Raw genomic sequence first — 14,277 nt, 5'->3', positions numbered from 1 at the left:
CGCCCGAAGATCAGTCGGTAGAACATCTCTCCGGTGGTGAGCGTCGTCGTGTAGCTCTATGCCGATTGTTGTTGCAAAAGCCTGATGTACTTCTTTTGGATGAGCCTACCAACCACCTCGATGCCGAATCTATCGACTGGTTGGAACAACACTTGCAACAGTACGAAGGTACGGTAATTGCCGTAACCCACGACCGTTACTTCCTCGATCACGTAGCCGGATGGATTCTTGAATTGGACCGTGGCGAAGGCATTCCTTGGAAAGGCAACTATTCCAGCTGGTTGGAACAGAAGACCAAACGTATGGAGATGGAAGAGAAGACTGCCAGCAAGCGTCGTAAAACCCTTGAACGAGAGTTAGACTGGGTGCGTATGGCTCCTAAAGCTCGTCAGGCTAAAGGTAAAGCTCGTTTGAATTCATACGATAAGTTGATGAACGAAGACATCAAGGAGAAAGAAGAGAAACTGGAAATCTTCATCCCCAACGGTCCGCGTCTAGGTAACAAGGTGATCGAGGCTAAGCATGTGGCTAAAGCATTTGGAGACAAGCTACTCTTTGATGATCTCAACTTCATGCTTCCGCCTAACGGTATTGTAGGTATCATCGGTCCTAACGGTGCCGGTAAGACTACTCTTTTCCGTCTTATCATGGGATTGGAGAACGTGGATAAAGGTGAGTTTGAAGTAGGAGAGACTGTAAAGGTGGCTTACGTAGACCAACAGCATAAAGATATTGACCCTAACAAGAGCGTTTATCAAGTTATCTCCGGTGGTACGGAACTCATCCGCATGGGTGGACGTGACATCAATGCCCGTGCTTACTTGTCACGTTTCAACTTCTCGGGTGGCGATCAGGAAAAACTTTGTGGAGTACTTTCCGGTGGTGAACGCAACCGCTTGCACTTGGCACTCTGCCTGAAAGAAGAAGGAAATGTGCTTCTGCTGGACGAACCTACCAATGATATTGACGTGAATACCCTTCGTGCTCTCGAAGAAGGTTTGGAAGATTTTGCCGGATGTGCCGTAGTAATTAGCCATGACCGCTGGTTCCTCGACCGTATTTGCACACATATTCTAGCTTTTGAAGGGGACTCAAATGTCTTTTTCTTTGAAGGTTCTTATTCTGAATATGAGGAAAATAAACAGAAACGTTTGGGTAAGGAAGAACCCACCCGTGTGCGTTACAGAAAGCTTATGAACGATTAATTTTCGTGAAATACGGAAGTTAGGCTATTTGAACATATTGACAAAACGAAAGCTCCGCATGAAAATGCGGGGCTTTTTTTGTTTAAAAAAGTTTCAAAGATGCTTCAAAGCGCTAAAAAAATGTAGCATATTTGTAATATATATGTGGTTTATATTAACTATATTTGCGACTCGAAACATAATTTAATCTTTAATTAACACTATCTATTAACAAAAAACAGAATTATGAGAAAAAATCTAATTCAATTCCTGTTGGTTGCTGTATTGTCGGTATTTTGTACCGCTGCAATTGCGCAGACAGCAGTGAGAGGTCAGCTTGTTGATTCAGAAACGGGAGAACCGTTAGTGGGTGCTGCTGTAATGGTAGACGGTACTTCACAAGGATCGGTGACCGATATTGATGGCTATTTCAAGCAAAGTGTTGCTCCAAATAGCACATTGGTATTTAGGTATGTAGGTTATAAAGACCTTAAACAAAAGGTAGCACAGAAGGGCGCTTCTGTAGATTTGGGCGTAATCAAAATGCAGCCCGATGCGGTAATGTTAGCGGACGTTACAATTACTTCTTCAGTAGCTGTTGCTCGTAAAACTCCGGTGGCTGTATCTACAGTAGATCCGGTATTCATTGAAGAAAAGTTGGGTACAAAAGAATTTCCTGAAATCTTGAAATCTACTCCGGGTGTACACAGTACGAAAGATGGTGGTGGTTTTGGTGACTCTAAGACTGTAATCCGTGGTTTCAAGCAGGAAAATGTAGCCGTGATGATTAACGGTGTGCCGATGAACGGTATGGAGAATAATAAGGTGTATTGGTCCAACTGGGCTGGTTTGTCTGATGTTACTCGCTCTATGCAGGTACAACGTGGTTTGGGAGCTTCCAAAGTTGCCTCTCCGGCTGTAGGTGGATCTATCAATGTTATCACGAAGGGAGTAGAAGCCAATAAAGGTGGTTTTGCTTCTTACGGCATGGGTAACGACGGTTATAACAAGATTCTGTTCGGTGTATCTTCTGGTCTGAGCAAAGACGGATGGGCATTCACTTTGATGGGTGGAAAGACTTGGGGTGACGGTTATATTCAAGGAACCGAGTTCGAAGGTTATAACTGGTTTGTAAGCATTGCCAAGCGCTTCAACGATAATCATCAGTTGACTTTGAGCGCTTTTGGTGCTCCGCAGAGTCACTATCAACGCAGCAGTTACGATGGTCTTACTATTAAAGGATGGCAGCAAGTTAAAAACTATATGGGAGGAGACAGTCCTTATAAATATAATGCTACCTATGGTTTCGGCAAGAACGGCGAACGCAAAACTTCGGGCTATAATGAATATCATAAGCCTCAGATTTCATTGAACCACTTGTGGCAGATTGATAGTAAATCAAGTTTGAGTACAGCTCTGTATATGTCTATCGGTCGTGGTAACGGTTATTCCGGTCAGGGCGACGCGGCACACTCAAGTGGTTGGTATGGCTCTTCAAATGGTATGTTAAATACGACTTATCGTAATGCTGACGGTACATTTGCTTACGATCAGATTCAAGAGATGAATGAGCAGAGTACTACCGGTTCGAAAATGGTGATGAGTAAGAACCTGAACAACCATATATGGTATGGTTTGCTCTCTACTTATACCACTAAGATTGGTGAACACTTAGACTTCTATGGCGGTATTGACTTCCGTTACTACAAAGGTTTGCATCAGAATAAGATTATCGATCTTTACAATGGTGCCTACTACATTGACCGCAATCGCGCCATGGTAAAAGACGAAAACTTTGCAGGTGCAGGAACCAATGAATTTAAATACAAGAAACTGGGTGTGGGCGATGTGGTATATCGTGATTACGATGGTTTCGTTATGTCCGAAGGAGTTTTTGCGCAATTGGAGTACAATCAAGACAAATTGAATGCATTCGTTTCCGGTTCTATCTCTAATACTGGTTATTGGCGTTATGATCGCTTCTACTACGACAAGGCACATGCTAAGTCAGATACAAATAACTATTTAGGCTTTAATGTCAAAGGTGGTGCGAATTACAATTTGACAGAAAATCACAATGTTTTCTTCAACTTGGGTTATATTACCCGTGCTCCGATGTTTGAAGCGGCTTTCATTAACTCTCAAAACAGTCATGCATTGAATCCCGATGCAAAGAATGAAAAGATTTTGTCGTTCGAATTAGGATATGGCTATCGCAGCCGTTTCTTTACAGCCAATGTGAATGCATACTACACCACTTGGATGGATAAGACCATGTTCAAGCCGGGAGATTTTGACTATACTGATGAAAGCGGACAGAAGATTCAAGACCGATGGACGGTGAATATGCAGGGTGTAGACGCACGTCACATGGGTATAGAACTAGATTTTGCGGTGAAACCTTTCAACTGGTTGGATATTACTGGTATGTTCTCTATTGGTGACTGGCGTTGGGACTGTGATGCTAACGGTTATTTCTATAACACAGCAGGCGAGCCGATGAAAGACCTGAATGGTGGTATTGCTTCCGCTGCCGGAGCCGAAGATCACATGAAGGCGAATATAAAATTGGATGACATCCACGTAGGTGGAGCCGCACAAACAACAGCTGCTTTAGGTCTTAATGTACGTCCTATGAAGGGTGTGCGTGTTGGATTGGATTGGAACTTCTACGGTCGTAACTATGCCGACTATAATATTAATGCCTCTGATTTGTCACCAACTAAGCCATTGGTAATTAACGAACCTTGGAGAATTCCCTCTTATAGTACAGTAGACTTGAACGCCGGATATACTTTCGACTTCGGCAAAGTACGTGCTACTTTGAGTGGTAACATAGATAACCTCTTCGATCAGGAATATATTGCCGATGCTTTCGATGGTTCGGGCAGCAATTGGGAAACAGCTTACCGTGTGCTCTATGGCTTTGGCCGTACCTATTCTGTAAGATTGAAGTTCAATTTCTAAACCTTATTTAAAGAAGTACGATTATGAATAGAAAAATGATATTTAGTTTGTTTGCGCTGATGCTTCTTTTGGCAGGTTGCGACTATAATGATAAGTATTTTGATGGTTACGATGATAACCCGATAGCTGATATTATTCAGTATGAAGGTGAATTTACAGGAAAGTATCCTGCTGAAGGGTATTTCAGCGATCGGGCTGCGCTTCAGACTGAGTTAAACAGCATGCTGAAAGGAATTTATCCTTATTGCGATAAAGGTTCTACAGCTAAAGTGAATGTGCAATACGGAGATATTACGCAAGACTATGCACCGGTTGCAGCCGATGAAGAATATACATTAGTTAAGGAAGATTACGATTCAATGGGTACAGAACCTGGTCAGCCGGGCAAGTATGATAACTTCGATGCCAACATGGATGTAGATGCTTTTCTGACAGCGTTCTGTGATGTGAAGTATGCTAGCCTTGCCGCTGGTAAGATTGTCAGCGTTACTTATAAGTTTTATGGTGGTGGAAAAACTTCCGACTTAGTGAAAACTTATAAGAAAGTGTCTGACGGATGGGAAGAGTATAGCAGTTTTGCACCCGACAAGGAACTTACATTAGCTACCGAAGACTACGACGCTATGGGCACTGAAAGCGGTCAGCCGGGTAAATACGATAATTTCGATGCCAATATGGATGCAGATTTCATCTTAGGCATTTTCTTGAAGCAGAAATATGCATACGCTAAAGCGGGAACTACTTGTGAGGTGACTTATAAGTATTATGCTAATAAGGTGACTTCGGATGTAAGTGCATTGTATAAGTACGACGGAAATGCGTGGACTGCATACGATCCTTTTGCTGAAATCCTGACGGTATCTACAAAGATTGCAGAGCTTTCTTTCGATGGTACTGCTTGGACTGTACTTCGTTTATTGGGTGGTACAAAGACTATTACTTTTGCTGCTGCTGACTATCAGGCATTGGTGGACTGGGTTATTGCAAACAAACCGGCTTTCTTGAGTGACCAGAATCCTACTCAGGAGGAATATTACTTCGGTTCATCCGGTAAGTATGGTAATATCAACAATAAGTATAGCACATGGAAGAGTTTTTATAATGTCGACGGTTATCTGACTGGTAAGTCTGATGAAGAGATACAGGCTATTATGGATGAACATTTGGCTTTCGGTATTGCTGAAGTTCTCCTTCCTACTTGGATTGACAAACCAGATTCGGGCTTGAGCTATGTGGTAGTTTACAAAATGTACAGTGGACGTGGTGATGGTAACTACGCTATGTCCTTCATGTTCAATGAAGAACTAGGTAAGTTTGAAAAAACGGGAGGTCCGGTAGCTCGATAAGAGTAGTTGGATTTTATAATAAAATAAATTAGGAGAGGGGCGTCATCCGGCAAGGATTGACGTCCCTCTTTATTTAGTGGTTTTACCTCATTCAATAGTATCTTAATTATAAATAAACATCCCGTATATTTTTCAAAACGATAAAAGCGGTCTTGATGAAAATAAATGGTATCTTGTCATTTAATAGCTTTTCTATGCTTTCTTCTTTTTGATATAGGTACAATGAAAGGAAAACCATGTTGCTATAGATTACATCGTTTTAAATCGATTATCAAATTTTATAATCAGTGCTTTTAAATAAGATTTCTTTAACACCGTGCAATCAGTGATGATTTTTGCAGCATATTTTTCCAAACATTCCTATCTTTGTCTTTGTTTATGGCAAACACAATTTAAATATAATGAAGACATCTTGCGCTGTAATATTTACCCTTATCGTTTTACTCTGCCTTGCCGGTTGGGTTTGTCCGACTTATGCGGGGCGATATACTAAGATTGCTTTGGTGCACTCTTATGAAGAAGGAAATGTAGACGCTGAAAGGACACTTAAAATATTGAAGAAGGAACTGCAAAATGTAGGTGTGAATAGTGAAATTCGGGAGTATTACCTTGATTGCGATGAATATGGTGCAAAGTCTGAAGAAGAACGTGCTTCGCTCATCATAGATGATCTTACGGAATGGGGTGCGGTGCTGGTGGCGGTGCTTGACGATCAGGCTACTTATTCGATAATGGCATGTAACAATCCTCTAATTCGTGATATACCGGTGGTTTTCAGTGGTGTGAATTATCCCAATGAAGAATTGTTGCAACAATATCCTAACGTAACGGGTTACGTAGATATACCAGACTATCTGAACACCGTGCGCATGGTGGAACGTATTATGGGCAAATCGCGTATTTGCGTACTAAATGGGCAGACGTTTCTCGACCATATTATCTGGCAATCGTTGTGCGAACAATGTGCCGGTCATGGTTACGAAATTTGTGATGGAGGTTTAGACCTGCATGTGTATAATCACCGAACGGTGAGAGGAGGAATCGTTTCGCTTTCTATGAAGAGCATACTGGAGAATGAAAAACTGGATACTACTGCAATCGTTAGATTGGAAACAAATGCCTTGTCTTTGCAGAAAGTTACTTGGGCAGGACGTGGCAGTCGTACGCTGTTTCTTTTTACCAAACGCGATTTTACTACAGTAAATTCTGCCGCACTTTTTCGGAATCCTTGTTTTGAAACAATCAACGAGGGTTTTGGAGTACTCGATCATAAGATGGGTGGTTACTTTGCACCGCTCGAAACACAGTTGAAAGATATGGCGGGAGCCATTGTACAGCGGCTTCATGGGCAAATGCCGGAGTGGCAGGTGCAGCAATCCGCCAAGCAGTATGTGCTGAATTGGCACACTTTGCACCGCTATAATATCCCTCTTGGCAATATCCCGTCGGAATATATCGTTATGTATATTCCCTTCACGGAGCGTTATCATTATCATATTCTGTTCATTTCCTTTTTTGGCGGTGCCGTACTGTTGGCGCTTATCTTCTATCTGTTTCGCAGTCTCAGACTGGAACGCCGTCGTAAGCGCGAGGCGCAACGAAACCTGCGATATGAGCATGAGACGTTATCTCTTGCCATTGAAGGTGCAGCCACGTATGCTTGGCGAATGGATGGGGAGGATATTATATTCGATTCCCAGTTCAATGACCTGATACATCATCCGCATAAGCTTATCGAATTGAATGAAATTCTCCGCTTCATTCATCCCGACGACCGCTCGGAATTCCTTCATAGCTTTAAGAGGATTCAGTATACATCACGCCATAAGGGACAATACCGTTGCAATTTTACCGGTAAGTATCAGTGGTGGGAGTTCCGTTATAATACTATCCATACGGACAGCAAGCCGGTTATCACCGGTCTGTTGCAGAACATACAGGATGTGAAGGATTGGGAAGATGAGTTGATACAAGCCCGTAAGCTGGCCGAACATGCAGAATTGAAACAATCGTTCCTCAACAATATGAGCCACGAAATCCGTACGCCGCTCAATGCCATCGCCGGATTCTCCAATATGCTGGTTTCCGATGTGGAACTTTCCGGAGAAGAGAAGCAGGAATTTGTGGACATCATTAACCTGAATACCCGTTTATTATTAAAGCTTGTAGACGATGTGTTAGAGTTAGCGCGTATTGAGTCAGGCACTCTTCCCTTTAATTTGCAGGATGAAGATGTGCGTACGATGCTTGAGAACATTTACCTGACTCACCAGCTGTTAATTCATTCACCTTTGCAATTCCTCAAGGACTTTCCCGATGAGAACGTCAGCGTGTATGTTGATTCCATGCGCCTGACTCAGGTACTTACCAACTTCCTGAACAATGCCAATAAGTTTACGTCCGCAGGTTATATCAAGATAGGGTATTCCTACGTGCCCCAATTACATGAAGTACGTATCTATATAGAAGATACGGGAATCGGTATTTCTGCTGAAGAACAGAAAATTATCTTTGAACGTTTTTATAAGCATAGCGAATTTTCGCAAGGGGTAGGATTGGGTCTATCCATCTGTATGCTTATTGTCGACAAGATGGAGGGACGTATTGAAGTAGAGTCGGAAGTGGGCAAAGGCAGCCGTTTTACTGTGATCCTACCATGTGCTGATAGATAGCAGATTGTAATGTTTACTCTAATCTTAAATATTGTAATATATATGTAACATAAATACATTTTATTTTGCGTATCTTTGTGTCGGTTTTGAGAAAAATAACATATAAGAAAACTAATTAAAAGGTATTATGTTAAAAAGAGTAAGACTCATACTTACGGTTGCATTACTTCTAATGGCCGTAGGTGTAAATGCGCAAATTACCACAGCTTCTTTAGCTGGTAAGGTGACAGATGCTAGCAAAGAGCCGATTATTGGTGCGACTGTTCAGGCTATTCACATGCCTTCAGGTTCGCAGTATGGTACAGTGACTAACGTTGACGGACGCTATTCAATTCAGGGTATGCGTACAGGTGGTCCTTATAAGGTTACTATATCCTACATCGGTTATCAAACAGTGGTATATCAAGATATCACCCTCCAATTGGGTGAAGTTTACAACTTGGATGTAGAGATGACTGAATCTTCCGAACTTTTGGGTGAAGTAGTTGTAACGGGTACCAAAACAAAATTCTCAGCAGAAAAGACGGGTGCTACAACCAATATCAATTCTGCACAGATCAATCAGCTTCCTACTGTAAACCGCAGTATCAGTGACATTGCCCGCCTTTCTCCGTATGCTAATGGCATGAGCTTTGCCGGTGGTGACGGACGTTCTACAAACTTCACTATTGACGGTGCAAACTTCAATAATAACTTCGGTTTGAGTTCTAACCTTCCGGGTGGTGGTAACCCCATCTCTATGGATGCTATCGAAGAAGTACAGGTAGTTGTTGCTCCGTTCGATGTACGCCAGACGAACTTTATCGGTGGTGGTATCAATGCCATTACCAAATCGGGTACAAACTCTTTCAGAGGTACTGCTTATACTTATTACCGTAATCAAGATATGCGTGGTAATCGTATCAATGGCGAAGACTTGGGCGCACGTGCCGATGAGTCCAAAACGACCTACGGTTTTACACTGGGTGGTCCGATTATCAAGAACAAGCTGTTCTTCTTTGTGAATTATGAAAAAGAGACAACTCCGGGTGAGGTTATTAAGTATCGCGCACGCGAGGCTGGCGAAAAAGTGGATGGTATGGTATCTCGTACTTTGAAGTCGGATATGGAGAAAGTATCCAAACACCTGATGGATAAATACGGTTACAATACAGGTTCTTACACGAGTTTCCCTGCCGACGAAGAGAATACGAAACTGCTGGCTCGCATCGACTGGAACATTACAGACCGTCACAGACTGAGTCTACGCTATAACAATACGAAGAACATCGCTTGGAATGCTCCTAATGGTAATTCTTCCGATACAGGTAAACGATTGAGTGACAATCGTGTGGGACCTAATTCTATGTCATTTGCCAACAGTATGTACTCTCAGGATAATAAGGTACAATCTTGGGCAGCCGACTTGAACAGCCGCTTCACGGATAAAATTTCTAATCAGTTGCTGTTTACTTACACCAGCATTGAAGATATGCGTGGCACAAACTCTTCTCCCTTCCCCTTTATTGACATTATGGCAGGTAAAGGAGAAGACGGTAAACAATTGATGGAATCTTATATTAGTGCCGGTTATGAGTTGTTTACCTACAATAACGGTGTAAACAACAAGGTTACGAGTATCATTGATAACTTCACTTTCTTCACCGGAAACCATAAGATTACTGCCGGTATTAGCTACGAACACCAGTTTGCCAATAATGCCTATATGCGTAATGGTACAGGATATTATCGCTACAACAGCCTTGACGACTTCTTGAATGGTGCCGCTCCTGAATCTTTTGCCCTTACATACGGTTTCAATGGCAATGCTAATCCCAAAGCACAGGTAACCTTCAACCAGCTAGGTTTCTATGCTCAGGATGAATGGAACGTGAACAATCGCTTGAAACTGACTTACGGTATCCGCTTTGACAACTTGATGTTCGACGATAAAGACATCCAACGCAATGACGCCATTTACGCTCTAGACTTCGGCGGCAAGAAGATTGATACTGGCAAATGGCCCGGTAGCAACATGCAGTTCTCACCGCGTATAGGTTTCTCTTGGGATATATTAGGTGACAAATCTCTGAAAATGCGTGGAGGTACGGGTGTATTCACTGGTCGCCTTCCATTGGTATTCTTCACCAATATGCCTACCAACTCTAACATGTTGCAGAATTCAGTGACCTTCATTACTGATTATGGAAAAGGTATCGTGGATCCTCGTTTGGCTCAACTGGCTGGTGGTATGATTACAGATATGAATCAGGTTATTGAAAAATTCAATCTGCCTACTACAATAGAGAAACACGTGGCAGGTAGCAAAATCTCCGGTGTTGTTGAAGACTTCAAGATGCCGCAAGTATGGAAGTCATCCATTGCGCTCGACTATCAAGTGCCGGTATCTTTCCCTCTGACTGTGACGGGTGAATTTATGTTTACTAAGAACATCAATGCCGTAACCATCAATAACATTAATATACAGAATCCGGATGCTTGGAAGTATAACAAAGTAACTACTACTAAGGGGCCTGATGGAAAGGATGTGAATACGACGGAACTACTACATACGGGTATGCAGCGCTTCAATGGTGCGGACAATCGTATGATTTATTCTTATTCACCTATTAGCAATACAGATAAAAATGTAAAATACACTGGTGACTATGTTTATTACAGTGGTAAGAATGCAGTTGTAATGGACAATACATCCAAAGGATATGGTTATACGGCAAACATTACAGTGAATGCCCAACCCGTTGATAATTTGATGGCAATGTTGGCCTATACACATACTGAATCTAAAGAGCTTTCCGGTTTGCCGGGTAGCGACCCTGTTTCTACATGGACAAACTTGAATACGATTGATGGTCCTAATTTTGTGGATGCACAGCGTTCACAGTACGTAGTGCCCGATAAGGTGATTGCATCTGTTAGCTATTATATTCCTTTCAGACATAAAGGTCTGCTTCGAGGTACACACTTGAATTTGTTCTATGCAGGCTACTCTAGCAATGGTTACAGCTTTATGTACTCCAATGATATGAATGGTGATGGTAGTGCCAACGACTTGATGTACATTCCGAAAGATGATAGCGAAATCAAATTCAAGACTGATGATGACCGTGTTGCTTTCTGGAATTTCGTAGAACAAGACTCTTACTTGAAGAACCACAAAGGAGAGTATGCCGAAGCATACGCTGCCCGCGCTCCGTGGGTACATCGCTTTGACTTCCGTCTGATGGAAGACTTTGAATTCAAGATTGGAAAAACTAAGCATAATATCCAGTTGAGTTTTGATATTATGAACGTAGGTAACTTGATTAATTCAAAATGGGGTATTTCCAAAACTAACACTGTTTCTAACAATAATAGAATCCTGAAGTATGAGGGAGTAACCAGCGATAAGGATTTGACTCCGGTATACTCTATGTATAAAGTGAATGGTGAATATCCTACTAAAACATACGATACTTATCAGAACTACAGCGAATGCTGGAAGCTGCAAGTAGGTATCCGCTATATTTTTAATTAATAATTCTCGAAACACTTGACATCGCTTTCGCAATGTTGTATATTTGTAAAGTGAATTTATAGATACTTCAATTTTAAATTAGGATAAACGGAGAGGCTTTGCTTCTCCGTTTCTTTTGTCTCTCCACGTCTTCTTATTTGAAATACCTCATGTTTGCTCTCCTAATGCTGCACTTTAGCTCCCTAAACCTCAGGTTTAAGCAGGTGAAATGGCTGGCATTTGCCTTGAAAACCTCTGTGGTTTTGGCGAAAAGCCCCGGCATTTCGGACGTTGAGGTGTGGCAAAATGGATGGTCTGTTCAGAGTAAACAGATGATGCGTTTGAGGTAAACAGACGGTCTGTTTTGGGTAAACGCATCATGCGTTCCGATAACACAAATGAGAGGCTCTAGCCTCCCGTCCGTTAATCTTCCGTAAATCTGCTCTTGACAAGGAATATGACAAGGGCTGTTCTGAAATTGTTTCGGAACAGCCCTTAGTGTTTTGTGCTTCTCTTCGGTATTATGATTAATTATTTGGATTTATTGAATTTCCACCTCCATTATTGCCGGATTATGGTCACTGCAAAATTCCTGAGTGGGAGAGTAGTAACTCATTCCTTTTAGATCAGGAGAATGGAATATATAGTCGATGCGCAATAACTTCTTGCCGTAGCGGTATGTATACATATACCCGTTTCCTGCTGTACGGAAACCGTCTTTAAGGAAATCATTCAGGTAATGATACGTATAAGAAGAAGGGATGGAGTTGAAGTCACCGCAAACCAGCACCGGATAAGGACTGTTCTTTGCAAAATAACCGATGGTATAGGTTTGTGAAGCACGTTTCACGAAGTTTTCATGCAATGTTTCAGCTGCATCTTTGGCTACTTGGGCTTCGCGGCGTGTATCGTCCGTTGCCATTTCACGTTCCCATTTGCTGCGCTTTTGGCTGACGCTGGTAGTCTGTAGGTGATTGTTAATCAGGCGTACGGTATCTGCCCCCAACACAACATCGCACAACATGCTACAGTTTGCACTGTTCGGATAAGAAATGAAACGTTCGTGTATCAACGGATAACGGCTGAATACGGCAATGGGTAATACCCCTTTGATAGAATCTTCGGTCGGAATAAGGGAATATTGCCAATGTGAGAGCGCTTTGCGTATACTATCAATCGGGAAGTATTGATTAGCTCCGAACTCTTGGAAACAGAGTACATCCACCTGTTCTTGCTGCATGTATTTGGCAATCTCCTTGCAGGAATATCCGGTGATTTCATTGCCGAAGCTATGGATGTTGTAAGTGGCAATCTTCAAATACTTGCCGTTAGGCGTTCTTTCTTTGCTGGAATGGAATTGGATGACGGAAGTCAGGTAATTCCAGTTGCAGAAGAATGCTATCAAAGGGACAAATGCCCAGCACTTGCGAGCCAAGCCCCAGCACAGAGCTACGATCAGGTTGCAGATTAATAGTACCGGAACAGCCAATCCCAGCAATGGCATTAAGACCGAATCAAGCGGCGCTACGCTCCCTGAGAATGCTGCTACTATGGTGATAATTGCCAGGATGAAGGTGGCAATTATCAAACAAATCTGAAACAGGCCTTTAACTGCTGACTTTCCCATGTCTTTTACTTGGCAACATTATTGATTGTTTTTCCTCCCAGATAGGCTTTGATATTTTCAAGCATGATAAGCATCAGGCGTTCGCGTGCAGCGGTACTTGCCCAGGCAATGTGTGGGGTGATGTAGCAGTTGCGTGCACTCAATAGAGGATTATCGGCACGAGGAGGCTCTTGGGAGAGTACATCCAGTCCGGCAGCATAGATTTCGCCATTGTTCAGGGCATCGGCAAGGTCTTGTTCGTTGATAAGCGGGCCACGTCCGGTATTAATGAGAATGGCGGTATGCTTCATCATTTTAAGGCGCTCTGCATTCACCAGTTCACGGGTGGAGTCGGTGAGGGGGCAGTGCAGGCTGATGATATCACATTCACGAAAGAGTTCGTCCAACTCCATTTTGCGAACTTCGGGCGGTAACTGGAAGTTGGTCTTTGAAGTGTAAGCACAAACTTGCATGCCAAAGCCAATAGCGATACGTGCGGTAGTGAAACCGGTATGTCCTAAACCGACAATACCAATCTTCTTACCACGCAGTTCAATGAGCGGAGTATCCCAGAAACAGAAGTCCTTATTGCTGGACCAGCGTCCTTTGCGTACTTCCTCAGAATGGTGTTGTACTTGTTGGGTTATGTTCAGTATATGAGCAAAAACCATCTGTGCCACAGAGTCTGTACTATATGCGGGAATATTGGTGACAACGATGCCTCGTTCTTTGGCAGCGTTCACATCTACAATATTGTAGCCGGTAGCAAGTACGCCGATGTACTTCAGTTCGGGCAAGGCAGCCATATGTTCGGCTGTAAGCACTGTCTTGTTGGTAAGCAGAATCTCTGCACCGGATGAACGTTCTAATACTTCTGCAGGGGCGGTACGGTCGTAGATGACACACTCGCCCATGGATTGCAGTTCGTCCCAACGAAGGTCGCCGGGATTGGCGGCGTAACCGTCTAATACTACTATTCTCATCAGTTATATATTATTAGTTATGA

The 14,277-nt window shown here is 42.7% G+C and carries 7 protein-coding genes; 5 read left to right on the top strand and 2 right to left on the bottom strand.

The features are described from left to right. The 5 genes from ettA to Q1W14_RS18905 all read left to right on the top strand — a co-directional run. The coding region (gene ettA, locus Q1W14_RS18925) for an energy-dependent translational throttle protein EttA (RefSeq protein WP_300704238.1) at positions 1 to 1,205 on the top strand (1,205 nt) is incomplete at its 5' end. Between the two features lie 225 nt (positions 1,206 to 1,430). Further along, complete coding sequence (locus Q1W14_RS18920; protein WP_300704237.1) at positions 1,431 to 4,151, top strand: TonB-dependent receptor; 2,721 nt, start codon at positions 1,431 to 1,433, stop codon at positions 4,149 to 4,151. A gap of 23 nt (positions 4,152 to 4,174) precedes the next feature. Next, positions 4,175 to 5,497 (top strand): hypothetical protein, encoded by a 1,323-nt coding sequence (locus Q1W14_RS18915; protein ID WP_300704236.1) that lies wholly within the window; start codon positions 4,175 to 4,177, stop codon positions 5,495 to 5,497. 401 nt (positions 5,498 to 5,898) lie between these two features. Further along, positions 5,899 to 8,169: a HAMP domain-containing sensor histidine kinase gene (locus Q1W14_RS18910; RefSeq protein ID WP_300704235.1), complete on the top strand. Its 2,271-nt coding sequence runs from the start codon at positions 5,899 to 5,901 to the stop codon at positions 8,167 to 8,169. A 127-nt stretch (positions 8,170 to 8,296) separates the two neighbouring features. Continuing rightward, entirely contained in the window at positions 8,297 to 11,686 is a 3,390-nt protein-coding gene (locus Q1W14_RS18905; RefSeq protein WP_300704234.1) for a TonB-dependent receptor, read from the top strand. Between the two features lie 520 nt (positions 11,687 to 12,206). Here Q1W14_RS18905 and Q1W14_RS18900 read toward each other — a convergent pair. Both Q1W14_RS18900 and Q1W14_RS18895 read right to left on the bottom strand, forming a co-directional pair. After that, complete coding sequence (locus tag Q1W14_RS18900) at positions 12,207 to 13,292, bottom strand: endonuclease/exonuclease/phosphatase family protein (RefSeq protein ID WP_300704233.1); 1,086 nt, start codon at positions 13,290 to 13,292, stop codon at positions 12,207 to 12,209. Between the two features lie 5 nt (positions 13,293 to 13,297). Further along, on the bottom strand, positions 13,298 to 14,254 hold the full coding sequence (locus Q1W14_RS18895) for a D-2-hydroxyacid dehydrogenase (RefSeq protein WP_300704232.1): 957 nt from the start codon (positions 14,252 to 14,254) through the stop codon (positions 13,298 to 13,300). Between the last annotated feature and the right edge of the window lie 23 nt (positions 14,255 to 14,277).

Origin of the sequence: Bacteroides sp., from assembly GCF_030151085.1 — a bacterium.
Taxonomy (GTDB): Bacteria; Bacteroidota; Bacteroidia; order Bacteroidales; family Bacteroidaceae; genus Bacteroides.
Note: the sequence above shows the minus strand (reverse complement) of the source record. Positions and strands in the feature narration are given on the sequence as shown.